We start from the raw sequence: 26079 nt of genomic DNA, 5'->3' as shown, positions 1-26079 counted from the left end.
AACGTAAAGCGCCGCGTCAGTTCAGGTAAGGGGACCAGGAAGGTTCTCTGACTTCGCCTTGTGCGGTAGGAAGCGGGAGCCTTACGCGTCCATTAATGGACACGAGCATCAAGACTCCCCGGCCCTGCTGGCGGGTGGCGTAGATTACCATGGTGCCGTTGGGCGCAACAGTAGGCGACTCGTCCAGAGTGCTATCAGTGAGGATTTTTACGCTACCGCGCTGCAAATCCTGAGCCGCCACTTTGAAATTGGTGAAGCCATCCTGGCGGTGAATCATCACCAGGGTCTTTTCATCAGCCGACAATTTAGGGTTGGCGTTGTAGTTACCGATGAAAGTTACACGCTCGGCACCGCCACCACCCACGCTGGTTTTGTAGATTTGTGGTTTGCCGCCACGGTCGGAAGTGAAGTAGATGGTCGAACCATCCTTACCCCAGAATGGCTCGGTGTTGATGCCAGGACCGTTGGTGACGCGAGTGATCTGACGCGAACCCAGGTTCATCACATAGATGTCCGGGTTGCCGTCTTTCGACAGTACGAACGCCAGGCGATTGCCATCCGGCGACCAGGCTGGCGCACCGTTAAGGCCTTCGAAGTTGGTGATCTGTTCACGGCGACCGGTGTCGATGTTCTGCATGAAAATGCGTGGACGCTTCTGCTCGAACGAGACGTAGGCAATGCGCTTGCCATCCGGTGCGAAACGCGGCGACAGGATCGGCTCGCGCGATTGCAGCAGGGTTACGGCGCGTGCACCGTCATAGTCCGAACGTTGCAGCGTGTAGCGAGTGTTCTTCTCGGAGAAACGCTCGGCCGTCACGTACAGCAGGCGAGTCGAGAACGCACCTTTGATACCGGTGAGTTTTTCGAACGACTGGTCGGCGATGTAGTGCGACATGTCGCGCAGTTGATCGACGCCACCCGAGACACTGCCAGTCAGCACTTGCTGCTCGGTGGCAACGTTGAACAGTGCGTATTGAACCTGCAGGCGACCGCCCGCCGGCACAATGTTGCCAACCATGACGTACTGGGCGCCCAGCGCCTTGAAGTCACGGTAGATGATTTCGCTGGCCTGGCTCGGCTGGCTGATCATGTTCTGCTTTGGAATCGGCGAGTAGTAACCCGAGTTGCGCAGGTCGTTACCGATGATTTCGGCCATGTCGTCCGGCAGCACGCTGCCGCCCTGGTTGCCGAACGGCACTACCGCGATCGGGGTGGCCCGATCGCTGCCACTGGTGACCAGAATGTTTTTCTCATCTGCCATCGCCATCCCTGCCATGCAGCAGATAACGACCAGCATTCCTCGAAGAAGGTTTCTCACAAGGCTAGATCCTCAGGTGTGAATGTCATCTTGAATGAACGATACGGAGCGAAATCGCTCGGCTTCATTCCCTGCATTTCTGTCAAACGTCCAATATTCTTCACCGCTGCTACAGCCGATGCGTCAAACGGACCATCGCCACTGGACTTGGAGACGCTGACCGAGGTCACTGTACCGTCCGGCAACATGCCGATTTGCAACACGACCGTCATGCCTTTGCGGGCCGAAGGTGGACGAGCCCAGCCTTCCGCTGCACGAGCGCGAATCAAGTCATCGAAACTGCCGGCGACTTCGTCCCCCTGCTCATCGGCCAAGGCTTGCTGGCGCTGTGGCGTGTCGGAAAGCAAATCCGCCAAGGCCTGAGCCTTTTTGTCTTCGGTGGATTTACGTGCCGCGTCCTGCGATTTCTTCTTCGCAGCATCGGCAGCAGCTTTCTTCTTCGCGTCTTCGGCGACTTTCTTCTTCGCCTCTTCAGCTTCAGCTTTCTTCTTGGCGTCTTCCGCGGCTTTCTTCTTCGCGTCTTCGACGATCTTCTTCTTCGCTTCTTCAGCGGCCGCTTTCTTGGCCTCTTCTTCAGCAGCCTTCTTGGCTTCTTCTTCCGCTTTCTTCTTGGCTATATCAGCCAGTTGTTTCTCTTCAGCCTTCTTGGCTTCGGCGGTCTTCTTCGCGTCATCGGCTTTCTTGGCTTCATCAGCCTTTTTCGCCTCTTCCGCTTTCTTCGACTCGTCGGCCTTCTTGGCTTCCTCGGCCTTTTGAGCCGCTTCTTCTTTCTTTTGTTCCGCAGCCTTCACCGCTTCCTGCTCGACCTTCTTTTGTTCCATCTGTTCGACTTCGGTCTGACGCGCGGCAGATTTCTGCGCTTCACCCGCAATCTTCTGATTGGTCTGGGTGGTCGCCCGACTTTTCGACTTCAGCTGGTACAGGGTCGCCTGGACGATCGGCTTGGACGGCGGTAGCTCCGGGGTGAAGGCAAAACTGACGAACAGCATGCCGAACACCAGCACGTGCAAGCCAATCGCCCAGACACTAGGCCAGAAGTAGCTTTCCGAGGCGGACGGCTCTCGCTGTTGCTGCATCAGGGCGCCTCGGTAATCAAGCCAACATTACCGACCCCGGCTTTCTGCAACCCGCCCATAGCCCCCATGACGGAGCCGTAATCGACGGTCTTGTCGCCGCGAATGAAGACCTGGGTGTGCTTGCCGCCTTCGTTGCCGGCGCGAATGATCTTGGTCACCGCATCGGTCATTTGCGGCAGGGTCATGGCACGGTCCTGCTGCTTCTCTGTGTCGACTTCGCTGCCAAGGTTCCAGTAATAGGTCTTGTCAGCTTTGATCGAAATGGTCAGGACCTGGGTGTTGTTGTCCTGCGGCAAGGCTTCGCTGGAAACCTTGGGCAGATCAACTTTCACGCCCTGATTGAGCATTGGCGCGGTCACCATGAAGATGACCAGCAGTACCAACATCACGTCGATGTAAGGCACCACGTTCATCTCGGCGACCGGCTTGCGCTTTTTGCGAGCTCGAGCGATTAAAGCCATTGGAAATTACCTGCTTATTCTTCGCTGGTGTGCACTTTGCGGTGCAGGATCGCCTGGAATTCATCGGCGAAGGTGTAGTAACGGCTCAGCAGGGTTTCGCTGCGAGCGGCGAAACGGTTGTAAGCAATTACTGCCGGGATAGCGGCGAACAGACCGATCGCAGTCGCGATCAGTGCTTCGGCGATGCCTGGTGCCACGGTAGCCAATGTCGCTTGCTGGGCAGTTGCCAGACCACGGAAGGAGTTCATGATGCCCCAGACCGTACCGAACAGACCGATGTAGGGGCTGACGGAGCCGACGGTGGCGAGGAATGGCAGGCTCTGTTCGAGCTTTTCTTCTTCGCGGGAAATGGCAACGCGCATGGCACGGGCCACGCCTTCCATGACCGCTTCAGGATCGACGCCTGGCTGCTGGCGCAGACGGGAGAATTCCTTGAAACCGGCACGGAAGATCTGCTCGACACCTGAATCCGGGTCCGGGTTGCTGCCGGCCTGACGGTACAGTTTGGACAGGTCGATGCCGGACCAGAAGCGCTCTTCAAAGCTCTCCAGGGCACGTCGACCGGCGCGCAGCAAGTTGCTGCGCTGAAAGATCATGATCCACGAGGTCACCGATGCGGCTACCAGGATCAGCATTACCAGTTGCACCACGATACTGGCATTGCTGACCAGGCTCCACATGGAGGAATGGTCGACGACGTTAGCTTCCACGCTTTATCTCCTGCTTTGAGTGTGTACCCGCGCCGCTCACGTCGGCAAAGGCCGCTCGTAGAGCTTCGGGAATGGCCCGGGGTTTCAAACTGTCAGTGCGCACACAGGCCACCAAAAACTGCCCTTCGCAGAGCAGCGCATTATCCGTCGCCCGCCTGACCTGCTGTTTAAAGCGCAGGCTGGCACGGTTCAATTCGATTACTTCAGCGCTTACCAGCAGTTCGTCATCCAGTCGCGCCGGCGCGTGATAGCGCGCTTCGCTGGAATGCACGACGAACAACAGGTCCTCCCCTGCCAGCTGCGATTGGGCAAAGCCCAGATCTCGTAGCCGCTCGGTTCGAGCCCGTTCCATAAACTTGAGGTAATTAACGTAATACACGATGCCGCCCGCATCGGTGTCCTCGTAATAAACGCGACAACGATGTGCGAAAGGCTCAAGCCCGTTTTGCGCGCGCATACTCTAGTGCTTACTCCTCAGGTTGCCAATCCGGCCAGGCAACTGTTTTTCATTGTTCTGCGGCTTTCTTGCAAAAGTACGGTCCTGGGACAGCACAATGCCCGAAAAAATCAGCGCGCAAAGGTTATTAATCGTCGACGGCATCAAGGAACTCGTCTACCACGGGCATTTCACCCAATCGTGACGGAATGTTTAAGCCGAAATGCAGGTAGGCATGTCGCGTTACCACTCGCCCGCGCGGCGTGCGCATGATGTAGCCCTGCTGGATCAGATACGGCTCCAGCACGTCTTCAATGGTGTGGCGCTCTTCACTGATGGCTGCGGCGAGGCTGTCCACCCCGACCGGCCCGCCATCGAACTTCTCGATCATCGTCAGCAATAGACGCCGGTCCTGGTGATCGAAGCCACGCTCATCGACATCCAGCAGGTTCAGCGCCATGTCGGCCACAGGTTTGGTGATATGGCCCTTGGCGCGAACTTCAGCGAAATCACGCACACGGCGCAACAAGCGGTTGGCAATCCGTGGCGTGCCACGGGCACGACGGGCAATTTCAAAGGCGCCTTCCGGATCCAGCGGCAAACCGAGGATGTTCGCCGAACGACTGACAATCGTTGCCAGGTCGGCAGTGCTGTAGAACTCCAGACGCTGGACGATCCCGAAACGGTCACGCAACGGATTGGTCAGCATGCCGGCCCGCGTCGTCGCGCCGACCAGGGTGAATGGCGGCAGATCCAGCTTGATTGAGCGCGCAGCCGGACCTTCGCCAATCATGATGTCGAGCTGGAAATCTTCCATGGCCGGGTACAGCACTTCTTCGACAATCGGCGACAGCCGATGGATTTCGTCGATGAACAACACGTCGTGCGGCTCAAGATTGGTCAGCAGCGCCGCCAGGTCGCCCGGTCGTTCAAGGACTGGCCCCGACGTGCTTTTGATCGAAACACCCATTTCCTGGGCGATGATGTTGGCCAGGGTGGTTTTACCCAGGCCCGGCGGACCGAAAATCAGCGTGTGGTCCAAGGACTCATTGCGCCCACGCGCCGCCTGGATGAACAACTCCATTTGCTCGCGAACGGTCGGCTGGCCAATGTATTCGGCCAGACTGACAGGGCGTATCGCCCGGTCCTGGACTTCTTCGCGATCACGGGGAGCACCCGTGGCGGCGATCAGACGATCAGCTTCAATCACTTAAATCATTCCCTTCAGGGCACGACGAATCAGGTCTTCACTGCTCAAGCCTTTCTCCTTGATCCCGGAAATCGCCTTGCTGGCCTCCTGCGGCTTGTAGCCCAGGGAAATCAACGCGCTGACTGCATCATTTTCGGCGGAGTTAACCTGCGCCGGCGCATCCGGCTGATTCGGTACCAACGCGAACATGGCCGGCACGGTTTCCCAGGCCTTGAAGCGATCCTTGAGCTCCACCAACAGACGCTCGGCGGTTTTCTTGCCCACGCCCGGGACCTTGGTCAGCGCCGAGGTATCCTGGGACTGCACGCAACGCACCAGTTCGTCGACTTCCAGGCTCGACATCAAGGCCAGGGCCAGCTTCGGCCCTACACCATTGAGACGGATCAACTCGCGAAAAAAGTCTCGCTCGCGCTTGCCGACGAAGCCATAGAGTAACTGCGCGTCTTCGCGTACGACCAGATGGGTGTGCAGCGTCAGCGGTTCACCGACCGACGGCAGGCGATAAAGCGTGGTCATGGGCACTTCCAGCTCATAGCCCAGACCGTTTACATCCAGAATCAGGTGCGGCGGCTGTTTCTCAGCCAGTGTGCCGCGCAAGCGTCCAATCACGTTACAGATCCTTGAGCGTTGGCCAGCGCGAGGCCAGCGACTGACAGAGCAAGGATTTTGCGCCGACGACACAGGCGCAAAACCCTCATTCCATAAAATTGACTGCTGATGCTATCAGAGACGCAAGCGCCCGCCACGACTGCGTGCCGTACCCAGTCCATGAGGCAACAGGCTGGAACGGGTGTGAGCATGGCAAATGGCAATGGCCAGGGCATCCGAGGCATCAATTTGCGGTTTGCTGGTCAGTTTCAGCATATGCATGACCATCATTTGCACCTGCTCTTTGTTCGCCCCACCTGTACCGGTCACGGCTTGCTTGACCTGGGTGGCGGTGTATTCGGCAATTTCCAGATCTTCTTCGGCACCTGCGACAATGGCCGCGCCGCGAGCCTGGCCGAGCTTCAGCGCCGAGTCCGCGTTGCGCGCCATGAACACCTTTTCGATGCCCATGGTCACCGGACCGTAGGTCTGGATGACTTCACGAACGCCGCGATAAACGATTTGCAGGCGCTCATGCAGCTCGCCCGAACCCGTGCGAATGCAGCCCGACGCCACGTAAACGCAGCCACGACCAGTATCCCGTACCACGCCATAACCGGTGATACGCGAACCGGGGTCGATACCAAGAATTAAAGTCATAAAGCCTGCAGAAAATAATGCGATACCCGAGAGTACCTGTAGGAGCTGCCGAAGGCTGCGATCTTTTGATCCTGGTCTTTAAAATCAAAAGATCGCGGCCTGCGGCGGCTTCTACAGGTTCGGTGCAGGGCCGTGAGGGCTGCGATCTTTTTACAAAAGCATCAACCGAGCTGTGCGGCCACCGACTCTGGAATGTCCGCGTTGGAATAGACGTTCTGTACATCATCGAGATCTTCGAGCATGTCGATCAGCTTGAGGACTTTCTCGGCGCCTTCCAGATCCAGCTCGGCACTGGTGGTCGGCAGCATGACGATTTCTGCATCCGTCCCTTTGAAACCCGCCGCTTCCAGCGCGTTACGCACGGCGTAGAAACCGGCAAACGAGGTGAACACATCGACGGAACCGTCTTCGTTGGTCACTACGTCATCGGCATCAGCTTCCATGGCGGCTTCGATCAGCGCATCTTCATCAACGCCAGGCGCGAAGGAAATTTGCCCCTTGCGCTCGAACAAGTAAGCCACCGAACCGTCAGTACCAAGGTTGCCGCCGCACTTGCTGAACGCGTGACGGACAGCGGCCGCAGTACGGTTGCGGTTGTCGGTCATGCACTCGACCATTACCGCTACGCCGCCCGGGCCGTAACCTTCGTAGGTCAGCTCGACCATGTCATCGGTATCGGCTGCGCCGGCGCCACGGGCTACCGCGCGATCGATGATATCGCGACTCATGTTCGCCCCCAGGGCCTTGTCCAGCGCCAGACGCAACCGTGGGTTGGAGCCTGGGTCACCGCCGCCCTGACGGGCAGCAACGGTCAGTTCACGAATCCACTTGGTGAAAATCTTGCCCTTCTTGGCATCCTGACGTTCTTTGCGGTGCTTGATGTTCGCCCACTTGGAATGACCCGCCATAACTCGCTCCGAATTCTCTTTGAAACATTGCCCGCCGCGCGAGATCGCGCTGGCCAGCAAAGAAAAAATCTCGACCCATATAAAGAAAAGGCGCATCCGAAGATGCGCCTTTTCAGGCCAGCCTTACTCAGCTTTAGGCGTTTCGCGCAGACGAATGTGCAGTTCGCGCAATGCCTTGGCATCCACCTGACCCGGTGCTTGCGTCATGACGTCCGCCGCGCTCTGGGTTTTCGGGAATGCGATTACTTCACGGATCGACTGGGCACCGGTCATCAGCATCACCAGGCGGTCCAGACCGAAGGCCAAGCCACCGTGTGGCGGCGCGCCGTACTTCAGCGCATCGAGCAGGAAGCCGAACTTCTCTTCCTGTTCCGCTTCGTTGATACCCAGCAGGCGGAATACCGACTGTTGCATCTCTTTACGGTGAATACGGATCGAACCGCCGCCCAACTCGGTGCCGTTCAGGACCATGTCGTAGGCACGCGACAGTGCGGTTGCCGGGCTGGCTTCCAGCTCTGCCGGAGTGCACTTCGGCGCGGTGAACGGGTGGTGCAAGGCACTGAAGCTGCCGTCGTCGTTTTCTTCGAACATCGGGAAGTCAACGACCCACATTGGTGCCCACTTGCAGGTCAGCAAGTCCAGGTCGTGGCCGAGCTTGATCCGCAGAGCACCCAGGGCTTCGCTGACGATCTTGGCTTTGTCGGCGCCGAAAAACACGATGTCGCCATCGACCGCACCAACGCGATCGAGGATCACGTTGAGGTTGGCTTCAGGGATGTTCTTCACGATTGGCGACTGCAGGCCGTCAACACCGTTGGCGCGTTCGTTGACCTTGATGTACGCCAGGCCCTTGGCACCGTAGATGCCGACAAACTTGGTGTAATCGTCGATTTGCTTGCGTGGCATGCTTGCCCCGCCAGGAACGCGCAAGGCGGCGATGCGGCATTTCGGGTCGTTGGCCGGGCCGCTGAACACCTTGAAATCGACTTCTTTGAGTTGATCGGCAACGTCGACCAACTCCAGCGGGTTACGCAGGTCCGGCTTATCGGAACCGTAACGACGCATGGCCTCTTCGAAGGTCATGTGCGGGAACTCACCGAACTCCAGATCCAGCACTTCCTTGAACAGGTTGCGGATCATGCCTTCGGTCAGGCCCATGATGTCTTTTTCATCGAGGAAGCTGGTCTCGATGTCGATCTGGGTGAATTCCGGCTGACGGTCGGCACGCAGGTCTTCGTCACGGAAGCACTTGGCGATCTGGTAGTAACGATCGAAGCCGGCGACCATCAGCAGTTGCTTGAACAGCTGCGGCGATTGCGGCAAGGCGAAGAATGAACCGGCGTGAGTACGGCTTGGCACCAGATAATCGCGGGCACCTTCAGGGGTGGCGCGGGTCAGGATAGGCGTCTCAACGTCAAGGAAGCCGTTCTCGTCCAGGTAGCGACGGATGCTGGTGGTCATGCGCGAACGCAGGCGCAGCTTCTCGGCCATTTCCGGACGACGCAGGTCAAGGAAGCGGTAACGCAGACGGGTTTCTTCACCGACATCGGAGAACTCGTTCAGCGGGAACGGCGGGGTTTCCGATTCGTTCAGCACTTCGAGCTCGTAGCCCAGCACTTCGATCATGCCCGACGCCATGTTGGCGTTGGTGGCACCGGCCGGACGCAGACGGACCTTACCGGTAACTTTGACCACGTATTCGCTGCGCACGCGGTCGGCGGCGGCGAAGGTTTCAGCACGGTCCGGATCGAACACTACCTGGGCCAGACCATCACGATCACGGATATCGAGGAAAATCACCCCACCGTGGTCACGGCGACGGTGGACCCATCCGCAAAGGGTAATTTCCTGGCCGTCCAGGCTTTCGTTCAGTTGGCCGCAATAATGGCTGCGCATCATGGTAGTGGTTTCACTTCTCGTAATTCGAAATTCGGTTGGAGACCTTGCGCATAAACCAGATGGTCAATGACGCAAGAGCCCGCACGTGTGGTTCAACCCAGGTTCCAGACCCTAGTCAGCTTTGTCGCCGCCGGCCAGATTCTTCTTGGAACCGGTCTTGAAATCGGTCTCGTACCAGCCACTGCCGCTGAGGCGAAAGCCCGGCATCGACAGCATCTTCTTGAGCTCTGGTGCCTGGCACGCAGGGCAATCGACCAGCGGTGCTGCGCTGATCTTTTGAATGACTTCCAGCTGATGACCACAGGAAGCACATTGATAATCGTACATCGGCATGGGGGTTGTCTCGGCGATCAGATTGCTACCGCGCACGCTTGGTTTTGCGGCAAAGAGCGGGATTATATCCATTAAATGCAGCCTGTGCAGCCGTAAGACTGCACAGATCGACACTCTGCACTTTTACTGGCATGACTACGTCATGACCAGACAACTGCCTTCCTTAAGGCTGTGTACGACACAAACGACCCGCACCAGCCCACTGAAATTCTTTACCCCGCCATGGCGCAAATGCACTTCGCGATCAACGTGGGACAACAGCGCACTGACCGAGCAGCAATTGACCTTGGCCATTTCGCCCAAAATATCCCAGTAAACCTGCTCAAGGCGCAAACAGGTGGCAAACCCATTGAGCCGTACCGACCGCGACAAGGGCTGGGCCAGCCCCATATCGAATTCACTGACAAACGGGTCGATCCTGATGTCCTTGAGCGGACCGCCCCTCCCCTCGTTTCGCCTGTCTTCATAAACCATCGCGTTGACACTCCTTTGCCATTCCTGGTTTCCATAAGCGCAATCTGTCTGCTTATAAAACCGCGAGGGCAAAGTTATATCCAGATGACTTTATGACCGTCCGCGTAGGATAAGCCAACAGTGGAAGGCAGATCATGGAGCGCGTCCTACTCCGGACTTTTTCCCACAGTGATTGGCGAAAGATCACTCGATGAGCCGGCGTTTTATCGACAGTACAAACAAGCCGCGGACAACACTCAAGCGTGCTGTCCGCAGACAACGGGGTTATTCAGCCAGCAGTGACCGCAGCATCCACGCGGTTTTTTCGTGAACCTGCATACGCTGGGTCAGCAGGTCAGCCGTAGGTTCGTCACTGACCTTGTCGAGTAGCGGAAAAATCCCCCGAGCCGTGCGTGTTACCGCTTCCTGGCCCTCGACCAGCTGCTTGATCATGTCTTCGGCAGCAGGAACGCCCTCCTCTTCCTTAATAGAAGACAGCCGCGCATAAACTGAATACGCACCCGGTGCCGGAAATCCGAGCGCGCGAATTCGTTCGGCAATCGAATCGACCGCCAGGGCCAGCTCGTTGTATTGCTCTTCGAACATCAAATGCAGGGTCCGAAACATGGGACCGGTGACGTTCCAGTGAAAGTTATGGGTTTTCAAATAAAGTACGTAAGTGTCCGACAGCAGACGCGACAGTCCATCGACGATGGACTTGCGGTCCTCTTCACTGATTCCAATATCGATTGCCATGTTTTTCCCCTAAAGGCGATGAAGTTCATCCGACAGGTGCAAGACCACTCTAGCAAGCCCATCACCCTTTAGCCTGCGACAAATCGCCCTCGATGCACCGCCGGCCTCCTTGATTTGAGTAGCCACAGGCTTTGCTGTTAAATAGGCAGTGTGTCGCTGGCGCCTATATTTTCCGGGCGCTGCGCATAGGCTGATACCGGGTACGTGCCCAACGCCTCTTATTGCTCTGAAGCGAACCGTGCTCCATCAGCTCTTCCTTGTGATCCGTCTTAACGTGAGTTAATCAAAATGTTGAAAATCGTCCACCTGCTAATGGGCGCAGCGGCCTTGCTGCTGTCCTTCATCCCTAGCCTGCGATCTGAAGCCGTACCTTACCTGCAACAACCTGACGCGCTGTACCTGGCCTTTTTCGGCCTGCTCAACCTGACCCTCGCTCCAGTTATTCCTTACTGGAACAAAGGCCCGCGCCATCAACTGCAAAACCTGGTCAGCGCCCTGCTGATTCTGGCTGTTTTCCTGCAAACCCTGACACTGATCGCACCGATGCCGGTTATCGCCGGTCAGCCTGCCGTTCTGTTCAGCCTGGTCGCGGCCCTGATTGCCGTTGCCCTGCACCTGGCCGTCAGCTTCTACAAATCGTCACCGGCCGCCGCCTCGCCAAGCTACGACATGAGCAACCGCGATACCGGCACCGTAAAGTGGTTCAACACCTCTAAAGGCTTCGGCTTTATTTCCCGCGACTCCGGCGATGATATTTTCGTGCATTTCCGGGCCATTCGCGGCGAGGGTCATCGCGTCCTGGTCGAAGGCCAGCGCGTGGAGTTCTCCGTGATGAATCGCGACAAAGGCCTGCAAGCCGAAGATGTGATCGCCGCCCTGCCGCGGCGCTGATTGAAGGCATAAAAAAACCGCGGACAGCCAGGCTGTTCGCGGTTTTTTATTGCCTGCGTATTCAGTAATGGGGCGGTGGCGCCTCGTCCTCGAAAGACTCGAACTGGCCAACCATTTCTTCCTGACGCTTGAGCAACGCGGCCATTTGCAGCTGAAGGCGCTCGACCACACGCTGCTGTGCGGCCAACACATCGTTCAATGCCTGGATGGTGTCATCCTGAAACGCCAACTGGCTCTCCAGATCGGTAACGCGGTTTTCCAGGCTCATGATTCAAGCCTCCACGAAGGTGAAGTTTTCGGTCAACACCAGGCGCAGACGTTCACGAATCGCCGCGACCTGCTCTGCACTGTACGGCGTGGCTGGGTGCCTGCCCCAGACTGGAGCCGGCCAGGCGGCGTCCTCACGCTTGCGCACAATCACATGCATGTGTAACTGGCTGACCACGTTACCCAGTGCCGCGATGTTCATTTTATCGGCACCCAGCAAGTCTTTGAGCAATTCCGCCAGCGCGTTGGTTTCCGTCCAAAGTTGCAGTTGATCGGCGACATCCAACTGAAATATCTCGCTGATATCGTCCCGACGAGGTACAAGGATGAACCAGGGATAGTTCGAATCGTTGGACAACAGTAATCTGCAAAGCGGGAAATCACCGATCGGTAGCGTGTCTTGTTGAAGTCGTGGATCTAAAGCAAACACTGCGCGCACTCCCGCAAGGTAATCAAATTTCAGCTTAGCGCCCATCCCGAGAGATCGCGCACCAAGCGACTGGACGGCAGCATACCTGCGAACGTCGCCCGCTTCACGACGAACCATCGCCTGGCCCCTATTGTAAATTTGCGAATGGCCTTGGTCCGCCCCGGGATGAAACATTTCCTGATGAAACGCACCATTACCGAACCGGCAGCGTTGAAAAACGCTGAAAGGACTGATAAACGCGGACTCGTTCAAATACCGGAAAACGCGCAGCTGTATGAATTCAGTACAGCGAGTAAAATTTTTTGCACCAAAACCGTACAGTACGTCTACGCTGAGTGCTTCGACATCCGCCAATTACTCACTGGCGGGGTGAACCGGTAACGTTTTTGGCTGTCACGCCACCGGACATGATGGTGCAACACGATGCAAACCATGGCGTCAAGCCCAAACAACATAGACATGAGACCCCCGGTTTTATGAGGTTTTTACCGCATCAAGCAGCTATTCAGAAAAAAATATCAGCAGATCTCTGATTTGTGCACGCTTGTTGCATTCACACCCACATCGTCTATAAGGCACCGCTGGAAGTGGGAACCTTAAGACAAATTAAAACCGTGGCAGGGTAGCCCGATGGAGATTCAACGTTTCACCAGGGACTCTTTTTACCGATGTTCAAGCCCAGAAACAGCATTAAAGTTGTCAGTCCGGTTGCATCGGGGCTGTAAATTTGCGACATCTAGCAAGCTGTCTGCGACAGGGTCGTAAAGAAGCTGAAAGGTTAGATGCGCAAGTATCGCCAACATTGTCGGCGTGATATAAGTTTGCGCCGACACAAAAAGAAAGAGCCGCCCAGATAATAAAACAGGTGGGACGGCAGTACTCTTCTAAAAACCAAAGGAGCAAATCACGATGCGCGTGATGAAGTGGAGCATGATCGCACTGGCTGTTGCAGCTGGTACCTCGCAGTTCGCAGTGGCGTCTTCTCAGGATGACTCCAAGGGTTTCCTGGGCGACCAGAGCCTGAAACTCAAAACCCGTTTTGAGTACATGAACCGCGACTACAAAAACGGTGCAAGCAACCCGTCCAACTCCGATTCCGGCTATCGTCAGGATTCCGGTATCAGCCAGTTGCTCACTTACGAGTCGGGCTTCACTCAAGGTACTGTTGGTTTCGGTATCGACGCCATGGCAATGGGTTCGGCCAAACTTGACGGCGGCTCGGGCCACCGTGGTAACGGCCTGTTCGCAGTCGATAGCGACGGCAACGAAGAAAAATCCCAAGGCAAAACCGGTGGTGCAGTCAAACTGCGTCTCTCCGACACCGTCCTGAAATACGGCCAGCAATTCGTTGCCAGTCCAGTATTCGCTACCGACGACAGCCGTCTGCTGCCAGAAGTTGCTACCGGTACCCTGATCACTTCCAAGGAAATCAAAGGCCTGGAACTGAGCGCCGGTCGCTTCACCGCTCTGAGCAAACAAACCGGTATGGCTAAAGACAGCATCGGCGGCATCTCCGATGATGACGGCAACCACGGCAAAGGCCTGAGCAGCGCCATCAACATCTTCGGTGCCAGCTACGCCTTCACCGACAACTTCACCGGTGCCCTGGCTGCGTCGGATGCTGATCAGTACTTCAAAAAGTACTACGTCAACCTGAACTACACCCTGCCGATCACTGACGATCAGTCCCTGAACTTCGATCTGAACGGGTACAAAACCAAAGGCGACAAACGTGGTGACACGGTTGATGCCATTGGCGACGGCACCCTGGGTGTGGACAACAACCTGTGGTCCCTGGCTGGTGCGTATAGCCTCGGTGCCCACAAGTTCACCGTTGCTTACCAGCAATCCAGCGGTGACAACGCTTACTACTACGGCGTTGACGGTAACAGCACCATCTTCGTATCCAACTCCATTCAGATCTCCGACTTCGTGGGTCGCGACGAGAAATCGTGGCAGGCTCGCTACGACCTGAACATGGCTTCCTACGGCGTGCCTGGTCTGAGCTTCATGACCCGTTACGTGAAGGGTGACAACATTACCGTTGCCAACGCTGGCGAAGGTAAGGAATACGAATGGAACGTCGAGTCCAAGTACGTAGTGCAGGAAGGTCCAGCTAAAGACCTGTCGTTCCGTCTGCGCTTCGCCAACTATCGCTCGAACGAAGCGTATAGCAACTACTCGTCTGACCTGTACGACACCCGTGTGATCGTTGAGTACCCGCTGAGCATCCTGTAATCAGGGTGTAAGACCGGAAGTACTGTAGATCGAAAAAACCGTCCACCTCTTCGGGTGGGCGGTTTTTTTATGCCTGCTACATATCGAGCGCAATGACAAACAACTTCCACTCCTGACATTAGTACTTTTTGAAATGAACTGATCAAAAGTCACAAAAAAGCCCAAGAAACTATTAATTCCTTGGGCCTGGCAACTAACAAAAGAACGCTTATTGCACTGTTGCTTCCTGAACCACACGAACAACCCGTTGCGGGAATGGAATGTCGATACCGGCCTTTTTCAAACGATCACGGGATTGCTCGTTAAACATGAACATCACATCCCAATAATCCGCTGTTTTTACCCACACTCGCAGGGACACAGTGATCGAGCTATCACCCAATGTCGAGATCACTGCCTGAGGGGCCGGTTCTGCCAAAACACGCGGATCCTTGGCCAACTCCAGCAATACTTGGCGGGCCATCTGCAAGTCCGCTTCGTAATCAACGCCAACATCAAACACGACTTTTCGAGTCGGCTGGCGGTTTGTGTTGGTAATGATACCGTTCGACAGATTACCGTTTGGCACGATGATGGTCTTGTTATCACCGGTGCGCAGCACGGTGTGGAAAATCTGGATGCTGTCGACCGTGCCGGCAACGCCTTGGGCTTCGATCCAGTCGCCAATACGGAACGGGCGGAACAACAAAATCAGCACACCGCCGGCAAAGTTTGCCAGGCTGCCCTGCAACGCCAGACCAATGGCCAGACCCGCCGCACCGATCGCGGCCACGAACGACGTGGTTTCCACACCGATCATCGACGCCACGCTGACGATCAGCAAAATCTTCAGAATGATGTTCGCCAGGCTGCTGATGAAGCCTTGCAGCGCCAGGTCGGCGTTACGCAATGCAATCAGGCCGCCAAGCTTTTTCGTGACCTTGTTGATCAGCCACCAACCGATAGCCAAGGTGATGACCGCCAGCAGTACACGACTGCCGTATTCCATGATCATCGGAATCCAGGTTTGGGATACCCTGACCAGGTTGTCTACTTCGGCATTTATATCCATCTGCTATCTCCTGCTTTCCGGCTACCCGGCACACGAAAAATAAACGGCAGAAAAAACCGACCCCACCAGGGCCAGTCGTTTCTACCGTTGCTTGGGCCTCGGACGCCGAAAACGCCGAGAGGTTCCCGCTTGTTACATCAGTCGCGGAAGTTGTTGAACTGCAGCGGCATGCCGAATTCCTTGGCGCGCAGTGCTGCAATGGCTTCCTGCAGGTCGTCGCGTTTCTTGCCGGTGATGCGCACTTGCTCGCCCTGAATGGCGGCCTGGACCTTGAGCTTGGCGTCTTTGACGTGAGCGACGATCTTTTTCGCCATCTCCTTGTCGATGCCTTCCTTGAGGACGGCTTCCTGCTTCATCAGCTTGCCCGATGCAAAAGCGTCCTTGACCTCAAGGCACTGCACGTCGATCTTGCGCTTGACCAGCGCCAGCTTGAGGATCTCAATCATCGCTTCAAGCTGGAAGTCCGCTTCGGCGGTCAGGTTGACAGTCAGGTCCTTTTCCTTGAACTCGAAGCTGCCTTTGCCTTTCAGGTCATAACGACGATCGAGTTCCTTGACGGCGTTTTCGACCGCGTTGGTGACTTCGTGTTTGTCCAGTTCGGATACCACGTCGAACGACGGCATGTAATCTCTCCAATAAAAGGGCGCGCCGATGAAGCACACCTGGCTTGCGATAAAAATCCGCGCTGATTATAACGGGTCTTTCCTATCATTCACTGCGAGCCTTCCATGCGCGCGTTAATCAGAGCAAAAAGCTGATGTCCACTACCTGGCATGTTCTGGGGGCCGGCAGTCTCGGTACCTTGTGGGCGACGCGTCTGGCGCGGGCCGGGGCACCGGTGCGGCTGATTGTGAGGGACGCTGAGCGCTTGCAGGCATACGAGGCCGCCGGCGGGCTGACGCTGGTCGAGCACGGCGAAGCAAAGTGTTACCCGGTGCCCGCAGAAACGGCGGACAGCGCCGAACCTATCAATCGCCTGTTGGTCGCCTGTAAAGCCTACGACGCCGAGAAGGCCGTGGCACAGGTGGCGCAACGCCTGGCGCCCGGTGCCGAGCTGATTCTTTTGCAGAACGGCCTGGGCAGTCAGGACGCCGTGGCAGCACAGGTGCCGCAGGCGCGCTGTATTTATGCGTCGAGCACCGAAGGCGCGTTCCGCGATGGCGCCTGGAGTGTGGTGTTCGCCGGCCACGGTTTCACCTGGCTCGGGGATGCTGGCCACCCAGTGGCGCCAATCTGGCTGGATGACTTGAACGCCGCCGGTATTCCTCATGAATGGAGCACCGAGATTCTGACCAGACTGTGGCGCAAACTGGCACTCAACTGTGCAATCAACCCCCTGACGGTGCTGCACGATTGCCGCAATGGCGGCTTGCAGGACCATCACTGTGAAGTGGCCACGCTCTGCGGCGAGCTGACCGAACTGCTTGAGCGGTGCGGTCAACCGGCAGCGGCGCAGAACCTGCAACAGGAAGTCGAGCGGGTGATCCACGCCACCGCCGCCAATTTCTCCTCCATGTATCAAGATGTCAGCAATCGACGCCGGACCGAAATCAGCTACCTGCTGGGTTACGCCTGCAAAGCCGCCGACAGACACAAGCTGAACCTGCCCCATCTCAATCAACTGCAACAGCGGCTGATTGCCCGCCTGCTCAGCCTTGGATTGCCCAGCGACTGAGCAGCGGCTACGCTGGCCACTTGTTCCTTTGTAGCGAAAAACCAGATGCCATTGCGCCAGCGCCTTGAAAACCTTCCTGTCGGCCAGAAACTGCTGGCCGCCCTGCTGGTGCTGTTGACCACGGTCCTGCTGGTCGCCAACCTGACGTTTATCAGCGCCGCGTACTACATTTCCCAGGAAAGCATGGCGCCACAGGCCCTGCAGACCATCGGCCGACTGGTGTCCAACCCGAGCCTGGTGTCCGAGGCCCTGGCATCGCCGCAAAGTGCGCAACGCCTGCTGGATGAACTCGACAGCTATTCACCGCTGCGTGCGGCCGCCCTGTATGACGGCAAGGGCGAGCGTCTGGCACAGTTGCAACATGGCGATCATCTGAACCTGCCAGAACGCTACCGGCACATCGAATCCTGGCAGGCCACCGAGTTTCGCAGCAATCAAGTAATCACCCTGCCCCGCCCCGGCACCGAACCCGGCCATTTGCTGTTGGTGGCCAGTAGCGAACTGCCGATGGCGTTCTACACCGGCACCCTGACCGCGAGTCTCGGGATTCTGATCTTCAGCGTGTTGTTGTGGCTGGTGATCGCCCGGCAGATCAAACGCCTGATTACCCGGCCGATTCATCAACTCGAAGAGCTTTCGCGACAAGTGACCCGGGAGGAGAACTACGCCCTGCGTGCCTCCCGCGGTAACCACGACGAAATCGGCAGCCTCGCCGAAGCCTTCAACACCATGCTCTCGCGTATCGAGGCGCGGGAGCAGCAACTCAAACGGGCGCGGGATGACTCCCAGGCTGCCTATGACCAGGCCCAAGGCCTGGCTGAAGAAACCCGACACACAAACCGCAAACTGGAACTCGAAGTCCAGGTGCGCAGCAAGATCGAAAAGAAGCTGACCGGTTTCCAGAACTACCTCAACAGCATCATCGACTCCATGCCCTCGGCGCTGATCGCCCTCGACGAACAACTCTATGTCACGCAGTGGAATCAGGAAGCCAGCGCCCTCTCCGGCACGCGTCTGGACGAAGCGCTGAACCAGCCGATCTTTCTTGCCTTCGAACCGCTCAAACCGTTTCTGCCGCAGCTCAAGCAAACCGTCGAGCAACACACGGTGGCCAAGATCGAGCGCGTCACCTGGATCAAGGACGATGAACCCAAACACTACGCCCTGACTTTTTATCCACTGATGGGCGGTGCAGGACGTGGCGTGGTGATCCGGATCGATGACATCACCCAACGCCTGTCCCTGGAAGAAATGATGGTGCAGTCGGAGAAAATGCTCTCCGTCGGCGGCCTCGCCGCTGGCATGGCTCACGAAATCAACAATCCATTGGGGGCGATCCTGCACAACGTGCAGAACATTCGCCGACGCCTGTCGCCCGAACTGCCGAAGAACCTCGAACAGGCCGAGCAGGTCGGCATCGAGCTAGCGACGGTCAATGACTACCTGAAAGCGCGGGAGGTGCCGCAGTTGCTGGACGGCATTCAGCAGGCAGGTGCCCGCGCAGCTAAAATCGTCACCCACATGCTCAGCTTTAGTCGCCGCAGCACCCGGCAAATGGCCCCGTGCAACCTGCCGGCCCTGATAGACCAAGCCGTTGAAATTGCCGGCAACGACTTCGACCTGGCCATCGGTTTCGACTTCAAGGGCCAGGCGATCATCCGCCAGTTCGACCCGACGTTAGGCCCGGTACCAGGCACCGCCAACGAACTGGAGCAGGTCCTGCTCAACCTGCTGAAAAACGCCGCCCAGGCCATTCATCAGCGCGAAGACGACAGCGAGCCGGGGCGCATCATCCTGCGCACCAAGCTTAATCCGCCCTGGGCGGAAATCCAGGTCGAGGACAACGGCGTCGGCATGAGCGAAAGTGTACGCAAGCGCACGTTCGAACCGTTTTTCACCACCAAGGAAATCGGCCAGGGCACAGGCCTTGGGCTGTCGGTCTCCTACTTCATCATCACCAACAACCACAAAGGGCAGATGGAAGTGCAATCGACCCTGGGCCAAGGCACCTGCTTCACCTTGCGCCTGCCCTTGGCGGGCACCCCGCTCGTCTCACAAGAACTCAATCAGCTATCGAGGTAACCATGGGCTTTCGCCTGTCGAAGATTTACACGCGCGCCGGCGACAAAGGCGAAACCGGCCTGGGCGACGGCCGCCGCGTGCCCAAGGATCATCCGCGGATCGAGGCTATTGGCGAGGTCGATACGCTGAACAGCCAGGTCGGCGTTTTACTGGCCGGGCTGGCAGCGGAAGTCGCCCAGTACCCAGGATTGAAGGAAGTGATCGACGTTTTGGCACCCTGCCAACATCGATTGTTTGACCTCGGTGGCGAACTGGCGATGCCGGAGTATCAGGCGTTGAATGCCGGAGAAATCGAACGCCTGGAAGCGGCAATCGATGTGTGGAACGAAGAACTGGGGCCGCTGGAGAACTTCATTCTGCCGGGCGGTTCAATGCTGATTGCCCAGGCGCATGTCTGTCGCAGCCTGGCGCGCAGTGCCGAACGTCGGTGTCAGCATTTGAATGCGATTGAACCGTTGGCCGGTGTGGGATTGGCCTATATCAATCGGCTGTCGGATTTGTTGTTTGTTGCAGCGCGCCTGACTGCCAGGAGGCAAGGGATTGCGGAGATTCTTTGGCAACCTGCGGCGAAACCTCAGGTTTAGTCGGCGCCTGTCAGGACGCCTTCGCGAGCAAGCTTCGCTCCTACGGGTTTTTAGTCGATCACAAAAATTGCGAACGACGTAAATTCTGTAGGAGCGAGGCTTGCCCGCGAAGGGGCCAGCGGTATCACTACAGAGTCAGGCCTCAGGCCAAAACGCCCGAATCCCCGCCACGCCCTGAGCACCAGCAGCCCAAGCTTTCTGAACCTCCGCAGGCCCCACGCCACCGAGCAAGAACACCGGTTTGCTGAAACCCTCGATCAAGGTAGAGGCCTGCTCCCAACCCAACGGCTGAGCCCCCGGATGAGTCAGGGTCGGCTGAACCGGTGACAACGTCACAAAGTCCACACCCATCTCTTCAGCCAGCGCCAGCTCTTCGGCGTTATGGCAGGACGCCGCCAACCAGCGCGACGCAGGCAGCGGGCGACCGGCAGCGGCGTACTTGCGCAGTTGCACCGAGGTGATGTGCCAACCGGCGGACGGGAAGTCCCCCAGCCATTCGAACGGACCCTTGATCATCAACTGCGCCTTGCCGGCACACAGGCCCGCTGCGTCGACAGCCAGGTCGCGGTATTTCGGGTCGTAGCCGTTCGGTGCACGCAACTGGATCAGCTTGATACCGCCGGCGATGGCTTTCTGAATGCCCCGCAGCAAGGCCGGGGTTTCCAGGTCTTCCGGGGTGATCAGGTATTGCTCGGGCAATCGTGCCGCGGCAACGATCGGGCGGTTGGCCTCGGGGAATTCGTAACCCGCCAGATCCCGCGCTGTCACCCAGGCCAAAGGCTGGCCTTCGGCACCGTGTGGCTCGCCGGTAAACGCCGAGACTTCCCAGACATCCAGCAACACCTGCTTGTCCGGGTAATCGTGACGGACTTTGATCAGCGGGCGCGCCGCGCCAACCACAATGCCCAACTCCTCTTGCAGCTCGCGGGCCAGAGCAGTTTCGACCGATTCGTCGGCCTCGACCTTGCCGCCGGGGAACTCCCACAGGCCGCCTTGGTGCTGGGTGTCGGCACGGCGGGCGATGAGGATTTTGCCGCTGTTATCACGGATAACGGCGGCGGCTACGTGTACTCGTTTCACCGCTCGATTTCCTCCAGTCCTGCTTTCTGCCAAGCCTTGAAGGCTGGCCATTGGTACAACGTGTCGACATAGGCTTCGTCGACCGCAGGCAGTTTCACTTGATAGGTGCGCAAACGCACGGCAATCGGCGCGAAAAAGGCATCAGCCAAAGTCAAACGGCCGAACAGGTACGGCCCACTTTCGGTCGCAGCGGCGCGGCACTCGGCCCAGAGGGCAGACATACGATCAACATCGGCCTGGACGTCGGTCGGTGTTGGCGACAGCGGTGCATCATGGCTCAGGTCGAACGGCATGTTGCCGCGCATAGCGAAAAAACCGCTGTGCATCTGCGCGCAAGCCGAACGCGCCTGGGCACGGGCGGCGGTGTCTTTGGGCCAGAGGTCGGCCTCGGGAAACTGTTCTGCCAGGTATTCGGCAATCGCCAGGGAATCGGCGATGGTGCCGTGTTCGGTTTTCAACAGCGGGACTTTGCCGGTCGGCGAATGCTTGAGCAGACGCTCGCGGGTGTCCGGCTGGTTGAGTTTGATCAGTTCTTCGGTGTGGGGCGCGCCGGCCAGATCCAGGGCCAAGGTGCCGCGCAGGGACCAGGAGGAAAACAGTTTGTCGCCGATGATCAGGTGCAGGCTCATGTTCGGGACCTTTTGATGGGGGAGCGGGCCAGTCTAGTTGACGACTGACGGACCGCCATCGCGAGCGGGCTCGCTCCCACATTTGATCGTGTCGTAAACAACTACGGCGTTCACTGGTGATCTCCTGTGGGGAGCGAGCCTGCTCGCGATGGGTTCGAATCGGTCTTAAGTACGGTACTCGGCGTTGATTTTCACGTATTCGTGGGACAGGTCGGTGGTCCAGATGGTTTCGCTGCAATCGCCGCGACCCAGTTCGATACGAATGGTGATTTCTTCCTGCTGCATCACAGCCGCGCCCTGGGCTTCGGTGTAGGTCGCAGCGCGCGCGCCACGGCTGGCGATGCACACTTCGCCGAGGAACACGTCAATCTTGCTCACGTCCAGGTTCGGCACGCCGGCACGGCCCACAGCGGCCAGGATGCGGCCCCAGTTCGGGTCAGAGGCGAACAGCGCGGTCTTGATCAGCGGCGAGTGAGCCACGGTGTAACCGACATCCAGGCATTCCTGGTGATTGCCGCCGCCGTTGACTTCAACAGTAACGAACTTGGTCGCGCCTTCACCATCGCGGACGATGGCCTGAGCCACGTCCATGCACACTTCGAACACCGCCTGTTTCAATTTACCGAACAACTCGCCCTCGGCACGGGTGATTTCCGGCAGCGCAGCCTGACCGGTGGCGATCAGCATGCAGCAGTCGTTGGTCGAGGTGTCGCCGTCAATGGTGATGCGGTTGAACGACTTGTTGGCACCGTCCAGCATCAGGTTTTGCAGTACATCGCGCGAGACTTTGGCATCGGTAGCGATGTAGCCAAGCATGGTCGCCATGTTCGGGCGAATCATGCCCGCGCCTTTGCTGATGCCGGTAACGGTGATGGTCACGCCATCATGCTGGAACTGGCGGCTGGCCCCTTTAGGCAAGGTGTCAGTGGTCATGATGCCGGTGGCGGCAGCTTCCCAGTTGTGGATCGACAGGTCGTCGAGGGCGGCTTGCAGCGCACCTTCGATCTTCTCGACCGGCAGCGGCTCGCCGATCACACCCGTGGAGTACGGCAGCACCAGGCTCGCATCGACGCCGGTCAGCTCAGCCAGCTTGGCGCAAGTGCGCTCGGCGGCAGCCAGGCCTGGTTCGCCGGTGCCGGCGTTGGCATTGCCGGTGTTGGTCAGCAGGTAACGCACTGGGCCTTGCACGCGCTGCCTGGCCAGGATCACCGGCGCGGCGCAAAAAGCGTTCAGGGTAAATACGCCCGCCACGGTGGAGCCTTCGGCACAGCGCATGACCACAACATCCTTGCGCCCCGGGCGCTTGATACCGGCCGAGGCGATACCGAGTTCAAAACCGGCAACCGGGTGCAACGTTGGCAAAGGACCAAGACCAACAGCCATGAATGCGCTCCTAACTAGATGATGTCTGCACCGCTTGAGGAAGTGCGGTGGTTTGAATGGCAAAACGCCGCGACGGCATAAGCCGGTCGCGGCGCGGGTATTTCAGCGTATGAAACGGGTTTTACTGGATCTGCCCGTGGCAATGCTTGAATTTCTTGCCCGAACCGCAGTAGCACAGCTCGTTACGACCCAGCTTCTGCTCGTTGCGTACCGGTGCGGTGGCGAGGGCCACATCGACCTCTTCACCTAACACTTCCGGTTGCTCAAGACCAGGCGCTTCTTCGTGCAGGAACTGCATGCGTGCGGCCAGTGCTTCGGCTTCCTGACGCAGGCGTGCTTCTTCTTCGGCTGGATCTTCGCGGCGAACCTGAACGTGCGACAGCACACGGATCGAGTCGCGCTTGATCGAATCCAGCAGCTCGGAGAACAGCGTGAACGACTCGCGCTTGTATTCCTGCTTCGGGTTCTTCTGGGCGTAGCCACGCAAGTGAATACCATGACGCAAATGGTCCATGGTCGACAGGTGGTCTTTCCACAGGTCGTCCAGAACGCGCAGAACGATTTGCTTCTCGAAGGTACGCAGCGCGTCGGCGCCCGCCTGGTCTTCTTTCTCGTTGTACGCTGCGATGAGTTCCTGCATCAGCTTCTCGCGCAGGGTTTCTTCGTACAGGTGATCGTCTTCGTCGAGCCATTGCTGGATCGGCAGCGCCACACCGAAGTCACTCTGCAATGTCGCTTCCAGACCAGCCACGTCCCACTGCTCAGGCAGCGATTGCGGTGGAATGTGGGCGCTGACGGTGGCGTTGAGCACGTCCTGACGGAAGTCAGCGATGGTCTCGCCGATGTTGTCAGCGGCCAGCAACGTGTTACGCATGTGATAGATCACTTTACGTTGTTCGTTGTTGACGTCGTCGAACTCAAGCAGTTGCTTACGAATGTCGAAGTTGCGCCCTTCAACCTTGCGCTGAGCCTTTTCAATAGCGTTGGTCACCATGCGGTGCTCGATCGCTTCGCCAGGCTGCATGCCCAGGGCTTTCATGAAATTCTTCACCCGGTCAGAGGCGAAGATACGCATCAGGCTGTCTTCCAGCGACAGGTAGAAGCGGCTGGAACCAGCGTCACCCTGACGACCGGCACGACCACGCAACTGGTTGTCGATACGACGCGATTCGTGACGCTCAGACGCAATCACCTGCAAACCGCCCGACTCGAGCACTTGCTGGTGACGTTTCTGCCAGTCAGCCTTGATCTGGGCAATTTGCTCAGGGGTCGGGTCTTCCAGCGAAGCCACTTCCACTTCCCAGTTGCCGCCCAACAGGATGTCGGTACCACGACCGGCCATGTTGGTGGCGATGGTCAGCGCGCCTGGGCGACCGGCCTGGGCAATGATCTCGGCTTCTTTTTCGTGGAACTTGGCGTTCAGAACCTTGTGTTCGATGCCTTCTTTCACGAGCAGATTGGACATGTGCTCGGAAGTTTCGATGGTCGCAGTACCCACCAGTACCGGACGGCCAGCCGCCATGCTTTCCTTGATGTCGGCCACGATTGCCGCGTACTTCTCGTCGGCAGTCAGGAACACCAGGTCGTTGTAGTCCTTACGTGCCAGCGGCTTGTTCGGCGGAATGACCATGACCTGCAGGCCATAGATCTGATGGAACTCGAACGCTTCGGTGTCGGCCGTACCGGTCATGCCGGACAGTTTGTTGTACAGACGGAAGTAGTTCTGGAACGTGGTCGATGCCAGGGTCTGGCTTTCGGCCTGAATGTTCAGATTTTCCTTGGCCTCGATGGCCTGGTGCAGGCCTTCGGACAAACGACGGCCCGGCATGGTACGACCGGTGTGTTCGTCGACCAGGACAACCTGACCGTCCTGCACGATGTATTCGATGTTGCGGTGGAACAGTTTGTGCGCACGCAGACCGGCATAAACGTGAGTCAGCAGGCTCAGGTTATGCGCCGAGTACAGGCTCTCGCCTTCAGCCAGCAGGCCGATGCGGGTGAGGGTTTCCTCGACGTACTGGTGACCGGCTTCGTTTAGTTCGACCTGACGGGTCTTCTCATCGACGGTGTAATGGCCAGCCTTGGTGACTTCGCCTTCCACTTCTTCGATGTGCAACTCAAGCGTCGGGATCAGTTTGTTGATCTCGATGTACAGCTTGGAGCTGTCCTCGGCCTGACCGGAAATGATCAGCGGGGTACGGGCTTCGTCGATGAGGATGGAGTCGACTTCGTCGATTACGGCAAAATTGAGTTCGCGCTGGAATTTTTCTTCCATGCTGAACGCCATGTTGTCGCGCAGGTAGTCGAAACCGAATTCGTTGTTGGTGCCGTAGGTGATGTCAGCGGCGTAGGCAGCGCGCTTCTCTTCCGGCGGCTGGAACGGCGTGACCACGCCGACCGTCAGGCCGAGGAATTCGTAGAGCGGGCGCATCCAGTTGGCGTCACGACGGGCCAGGTAGTCGTTCACCGTCACAACGTGCACGCCCTTGCCGGACAGCGCGTTGAGGTAAACGCCCAGTGTTGCCACCAGGGTCTTGCCTTCACCGGTACGCATTTCCGCGATCATGCCTTCATGCAAGGTCATGCCGCCGATCAGCTGGACATCGAAGTGGCGCATGCCCATGACACGCTTACCAGCTTCGCGGGCGACCGCAAAGGCTTCTGGCAGCAGCTTGTCGAGGGTTTCCCCTTTGGCGATGCGGGCCTTGAACTCGTCCGTCTTGGCACGCAATTGATCGTCCGAAAGGGCCACCATTTGCTCTTCGAAGGCATTGACGAATTGCACCGTCTTGAGCATGCGTTTGACTTCACGCTCGTTCTTGCTTCCAAAAAGTTTCTTTAACAAAGGCGCAAACATATCGGCAGGATCTTCCACACTAAAGGGATGGAGGGCGGCCCCGTGAGTCGCCCGTGCAGCCCTCATGGCCGCATGCGAACGAGCATTCTACCCGGAAACGATGG

At 57.8% G+C, this 26079-nt stretch carries 26 protein-coding genes; 5 read left to right on the top strand and 21 right to left on the bottom strand.

Going from position 1 to position 26079, the window contains the following annotated elements; translation table 11 throughout:
* Nucleotides 1-16: 16 nt before the first annotated feature.
* The 13 genes from tolB to KUF73_RS20175 form a co-directional block, all read right to left on the bottom strand.
* Entirely contained in the window at nucleotides 17-1297 is a 1281-nt protein-coding gene (gene tolB, locus KUF73_RS20235) for a Tol-Pal system beta propeller repeat protein TolB (RefSeq protein ID WP_218439827.1), read from the bottom strand.
* 17 nt (nucleotides 1298-1314) lie between these two features.
* The gene (gene tolA / locus KUF73_RS20230) at nucleotides 1315-2394 is read right to left on the bottom strand and encodes a cell envelope integrity protein TolA (RefSeq protein ID WP_218439813.1); all 1080 of its coding nucleotides are present in this window, start codon (nucleotides 2392-2394) and stop codon (nucleotides 1315-1317) included.
* On the bottom strand, nucleotides 2394-2846 hold the full coding sequence (gene tolR / locus KUF73_RS20225; protein ID WP_218439826.1) for a protein TolR: 453 nt from the start codon (nucleotides 2844-2846) through the stop codon (nucleotides 2394-2396). Before tolR ends, tolA begins: the two co-directional genes overlap by 1 nt.
* A 23-nt stretch (nucleotides 2847-2869) precedes the next feature.
* Nucleotides 2870-3565: a protein TolQ gene (gene tolQ / locus KUF73_RS20220; RefSeq protein WP_046049659.1), complete on the bottom strand. Its 696-nt coding sequence runs from the start codon at nucleotides 3563-3565 to the stop codon at nucleotides 2870-2872.
* Nucleotides 3555-4022, bottom strand: coding sequence for a tol-pal system-associated acyl-CoA thioesterase (gene ybgC, locus KUF73_RS20215; RefSeq protein ID WP_085714501.1), 468 nt, complete (start codon nucleotides 4020-4022; stop codon nucleotides 3555-3557). The genes tolQ and ybgC overlap by 11 nt, the downstream gene beginning before the upstream one ends.
* A 127-nt stretch (nucleotides 4023-4149) precedes the next feature.
* On the bottom strand, nucleotides 4150-5211 hold the full coding sequence (gene ruvB / locus KUF73_RS20210; protein ID WP_218439812.1) for a Holliday junction branch migration DNA helicase RuvB: 1062 nt from the start codon (nucleotides 5209-5211) through the stop codon (nucleotides 4150-4152).
* The gene (ruvA, locus tag KUF73_RS20205; protein WP_218439811.1) at nucleotides 5212-5820 is read right to left on the bottom strand and encodes a Holliday junction branch migration protein RuvA; all 609 of its coding nucleotides are present in this window, start codon (nucleotides 5818-5820) and stop codon (nucleotides 5212-5214) included.
* A 114-nt stretch (nucleotides 5821-5934) separates the two neighbouring features.
* Entirely contained in the window at nucleotides 5935-6459 is a 525-nt protein-coding gene (gene ruvC / locus KUF73_RS20200) for a crossover junction endodeoxyribonuclease RuvC (RefSeq protein ID WP_218439810.1), read from the bottom strand.
* 161 nt (nucleotides 6460-6620) lie between these two features.
* Nucleotides 6621-7367, bottom strand: coding sequence for a YebC/PmpR family DNA-binding transcriptional regulator (locus KUF73_RS20195; RefSeq protein WP_218439809.1), 747 nt, complete (start codon nucleotides 7365-7367; stop codon nucleotides 6621-6623).
* 123 nt (nucleotides 7368-7490) lie between these two features.
* Nucleotides 7491-9266 (bottom strand): aspartate--tRNA ligase, encoded by a 1776-nt coding sequence (aspS, locus tag KUF73_RS20190; protein ID WP_218439808.1) that lies wholly within the window; start codon nucleotides 9264-9266, stop codon nucleotides 7491-7493.
* A gap of 111 nt (nucleotides 9267-9377) precedes the next feature.
* Complete coding sequence (locus KUF73_RS20185) at nucleotides 9378-9599, bottom strand: FmdB family zinc ribbon protein (protein ID WP_218439825.1); 222 nt, start codon at nucleotides 9597-9599, stop codon at nucleotides 9378-9380.
* A 135-nt stretch (nucleotides 9600-9734) separates the two neighbouring features.
* Complete coding sequence (locus KUF73_RS20180) at nucleotides 9735-10073, bottom strand: ribbon-helix-helix domain-containing protein (RefSeq protein ID WP_218439807.1); 339 nt, start codon at nucleotides 10071-10073, stop codon at nucleotides 9735-9737.
* A 264-nt stretch (nucleotides 10074-10337) separates the two neighbouring features.
* Nucleotides 10338-10808 (bottom strand): Dps family protein, encoded by a 471-nt coding sequence (locus tag KUF73_RS20175; RefSeq protein WP_218439806.1) that lies wholly within the window; start codon nucleotides 10806-10808, stop codon nucleotides 10338-10340.
* Nucleotides 10809-11096: 288 nt separating this feature from the next.
* Between KUF73_RS20175 and KUF73_RS31570 the strand changes: the two genes are divergently transcribed.
* Nucleotides 11097-11699: a cold-shock protein gene (locus KUF73_RS31570; protein ID WP_218439805.1), complete on the top strand. Its 603-nt coding sequence runs from the start codon at nucleotides 11097-11099 to the stop codon at nucleotides 11697-11699.
* 61 nt (nucleotides 11700-11760) lie between these two features.
* On the opposite strand, the gene KUF73_RS20165 is transcribed toward KUF73_RS31570, so the two are convergent.
* Together KUF73_RS20165 and KUF73_RS20160 are read right to left on the bottom strand one after the other, a co-directional pair.
* Entirely contained in the window at nucleotides 11761-11967 is a 207-nt protein-coding gene (locus KUF73_RS20165) for a SlyX family protein (protein ID WP_218439804.1), read from the bottom strand.
* 3 nt (nucleotides 11968-11970) lie between these two features.
* Nucleotides 11971-12396, bottom strand: a complete 426-nt coding sequence (locus tag KUF73_RS20160) for an HIT domain-containing protein (RefSeq protein WP_218439824.1) — start codon at nucleotides 12394-12396, stop codon at nucleotides 11971-11973.
* Nucleotides 12397-13305: 909 nt separating this feature from the next.
* Here KUF73_RS20160 and KUF73_RS20155 point away from each other — a divergent pair.
* Nucleotides 13306-14634: an OprD family porin gene (locus KUF73_RS20155; RefSeq protein ID WP_218439803.1), complete on the top strand. Its 1329-nt coding sequence runs from the start codon at nucleotides 13306-13308 to the stop codon at nucleotides 14632-14634.
* Between the two features lie 208 nt (nucleotides 14635-14842).
* Here KUF73_RS20155 and KUF73_RS20150 read toward each other — a convergent pair whose 3' ends face one another.
* Nucleotides 14843-15685 (bottom strand): mechanosensitive ion channel family protein, encoded by an 843-nt coding sequence (locus tag KUF73_RS20150; RefSeq protein WP_218439802.1) that lies wholly within the window; start codon nucleotides 15683-15685, stop codon nucleotides 14843-14845.
* Between the two features lie 137 nt (nucleotides 15686-15822).
* Nucleotides 15823-16308, bottom strand: a complete 486-nt coding sequence (locus KUF73_RS20145; RefSeq protein WP_060539637.1) for a YajQ family cyclic di-GMP-binding protein — start codon at nucleotides 16306-16308, stop codon at nucleotides 15823-15825.
* 134 nt (nucleotides 16309-16442) lie between these two features.
* On the opposite strand from KUF73_RS20145, the gene KUF73_RS20140 reads away from it, so the two are divergent.
* Genes KUF73_RS20140 through KUF73_RS20130 form a run of 3 tightly spaced genes read left to right on the top strand, consistent with a single transcriptional unit; the run spans nucleotide 16443 to nucleotide 20026 of the window.
* Nucleotides 16443-17360, top strand: a complete 918-nt coding sequence (locus KUF73_RS20140; protein ID WP_218439801.1) for a putative 2-dehydropantoate 2-reductase — start codon at nucleotides 16443-16445, stop codon at nucleotides 17358-17360.
* A 45-nt stretch (nucleotides 17361-17405) separates the two neighbouring features.
* Nucleotides 17406-19442, top strand: coding sequence for a HAMP domain-containing sensor histidine kinase (locus KUF73_RS20135; RefSeq protein WP_218439800.1), 2037 nt, complete (start codon nucleotides 17406-17408; stop codon nucleotides 19440-19442).
* 2 nt (nucleotides 19443-19444) lie between these two features.
* Nucleotides 19445-20026: a cob(I)yrinic acid a,c-diamide adenosyltransferase gene (locus KUF73_RS20130; protein ID WP_218439799.1), complete on the top strand. Its 582-nt coding sequence runs from the start codon at nucleotides 19445-19447 to the stop codon at nucleotides 20024-20026.
* 135 nt (nucleotides 20027-20161) lie between these two features.
* On the opposite strand, the gene KUF73_RS20125 is transcribed toward KUF73_RS20130, so the two are convergent.
* The 4 genes from KUF73_RS20125 to secA form a co-directional block, all read right to left on the bottom strand.
* The gene (locus tag KUF73_RS20125) at nucleotides 20162-21106 is read right to left on the bottom strand and encodes a Nudix family hydrolase (RefSeq protein WP_218439798.1); all 945 of its coding nucleotides are present in this window, start codon (nucleotides 21104-21106) and stop codon (nucleotides 20162-20164) included.
* A complete protein-coding gene (locus KUF73_RS20120; protein WP_218439797.1) occupies nucleotides 21103-21735 on the bottom strand; it encodes a glutathione S-transferase family protein in 633 nt (210 codons plus the stop codon). Before KUF73_RS20120 ends, KUF73_RS20125 begins: the two co-directional genes overlap by 4 nt.
* A gap of 165 nt (nucleotides 21736-21900) precedes the next feature.
* Nucleotides 21901-23118, bottom strand: a complete 1218-nt coding sequence (gene argJ / locus KUF73_RS20115; protein ID WP_218439796.1) for a bifunctional glutamate N-acetyltransferase/amino-acid acetyltransferase ArgJ — start codon at nucleotides 23116-23118, stop codon at nucleotides 21901-21903.
* 121 nt (nucleotides 23119-23239) lie between these two features.
* A complete protein-coding gene (gene secA / locus KUF73_RS20110) occupies nucleotides 23240-25975 on the bottom strand; it encodes a preprotein translocase subunit SecA (RefSeq protein WP_218439795.1) in 2736 nt (911 codons plus the stop codon).
* Nucleotides 25976-26079 lie beyond the last annotated feature (104 nt).

The organism is Pseudomonas sp. PD9R, from assembly GCF_019200975.1.
Lineage (GTDB): Bacteria > Pseudomonadota > Gammaproteobacteria > Pseudomonadales > Pseudomonadaceae > Aquipseudomonas.
The sequence above is the reverse complement of the archived record's forward strand: the minus strand, read 5'-3'. Positions and strand labels throughout refer to the sequence as shown.

Coding starts and splice junctions, on each gene's coding strand:
- tolB (WP_218439827.1), bottom strand. CDS start 1,297: ATGCTGGTCGTTATCTGCTGCATGGCAGGGATGGCGATGGCAGATGAG.
- tolA (WP_218439813.1), bottom strand. CDS start 2,394: ATGCAGCAACAGCGAGAGCCGTCCGCCTCGGAAAGCTACTTCTGGCCT.
- ybgC (WP_085714501.1), bottom strand. CDS start 4,022: ATGCGCGCGCAAAACGGGCTTGAGCCTTTCGCACATCGTTGTCGCGTT.
- ruvC (WP_218439810.1), bottom strand. CDS start 6,459: ATGACTTTAATTCTTGGTATCGACCCCGGTTCGCGTATCACCGGTTAT.
- KUF73_RS20195 (WP_218439809.1), bottom strand. CDS start 7,367: ATGGCGGGTCATTCCAAGTGGGCGAACATCAAGCACCGCAAAGAACGT.
- aspS (WP_218439808.1), bottom strand. CDS start 9,266: ATGATGCGCAGCCATTATTGCGGCCAACTGAACGAAAGCCTGGACGGC.
- KUF73_RS20185 (WP_218439825.1), bottom strand. CDS start 9,599: ATGCCGATGTACGATTATCAATGTGCTTCCTGTGGTCATCAGCTGGAA.
- KUF73_RS20180 (WP_218439807.1), bottom strand. CDS start 10,073: ATGGTTTATGAAGACAGGCGAAACGAGGGGAGGGGCGGTCCGCTCAAG.
- KUF73_RS20175 (WP_218439806.1), bottom strand. CDS start 10,808: ATGGCAATCGATATTGGAATCAGTGAAGAGGACCGCAAGTCCATCGTC.
- KUF73_RS31570 (WP_218439805.1), top strand. CDS start 11,097: ATGTTGAAAATCGTCCACCTGCTAATGGGCGCAGCGGCCTTGCTGCTG.
- KUF73_RS20165 (WP_218439804.1), bottom strand. CDS start 11,967: ATGAGCCTGGAAAACCGCGTTACCGATCTGGAGAGCCAGTTGGCGTTT.
- KUF73_RS20155 (WP_218439803.1), top strand. CDS start 13,306: ATGCGCGTGATGAAGTGGAGCATGATCGCACTGGCTGTTGCAGCTGGT.
- KUF73_RS20150 (WP_218439802.1), bottom strand. CDS start 15,685: ATGGATATAAATGCCGAAGTAGACAACCTGGTCAGGGTATCCCAAACC.
- KUF73_RS20145 (WP_060539637.1), bottom strand. CDS start 16,308: ATGCCGTCGTTCGACGTGGTATCCGAACTGGACAAACACGAAGTCACC.
- KUF73_RS20140 (WP_218439801.1), top strand. CDS start 16,443: ATGTCCACTACCTGGCATGTTCTGGGGGCCGGCAGTCTCGGTACCTTG.
- KUF73_RS20135 (WP_218439800.1), top strand. CDS start 17,406: ATGCCATTGCGCCAGCGCCTTGAAAACCTTCCTGTCGGCCAGAAACTG.
- KUF73_RS20130 (WP_218439799.1), top strand. CDS start 19,445: ATGGGCTTTCGCCTGTCGAAGATTTACACGCGCGCCGGCGACAAAGGC.
- KUF73_RS20120 (WP_218439797.1), bottom strand. CDS start 21,735: ATGAGCCTGCACCTGATCATCGGCGACAAACTGTTTTCCTCCTGGTCC.
- argJ (WP_218439796.1), bottom strand. CDS start 23,118: ATGGCTGTTGGTCTTGGTCCTTTGCCAACGTTGCACCCGGTTGCCGGT.
- secA (WP_218439795.1), bottom strand. CDS start 25,975: ATGTTTGCGCCTTTGTTAAAGAAACTTTTTGGAAGCAAGAACGAGCGT.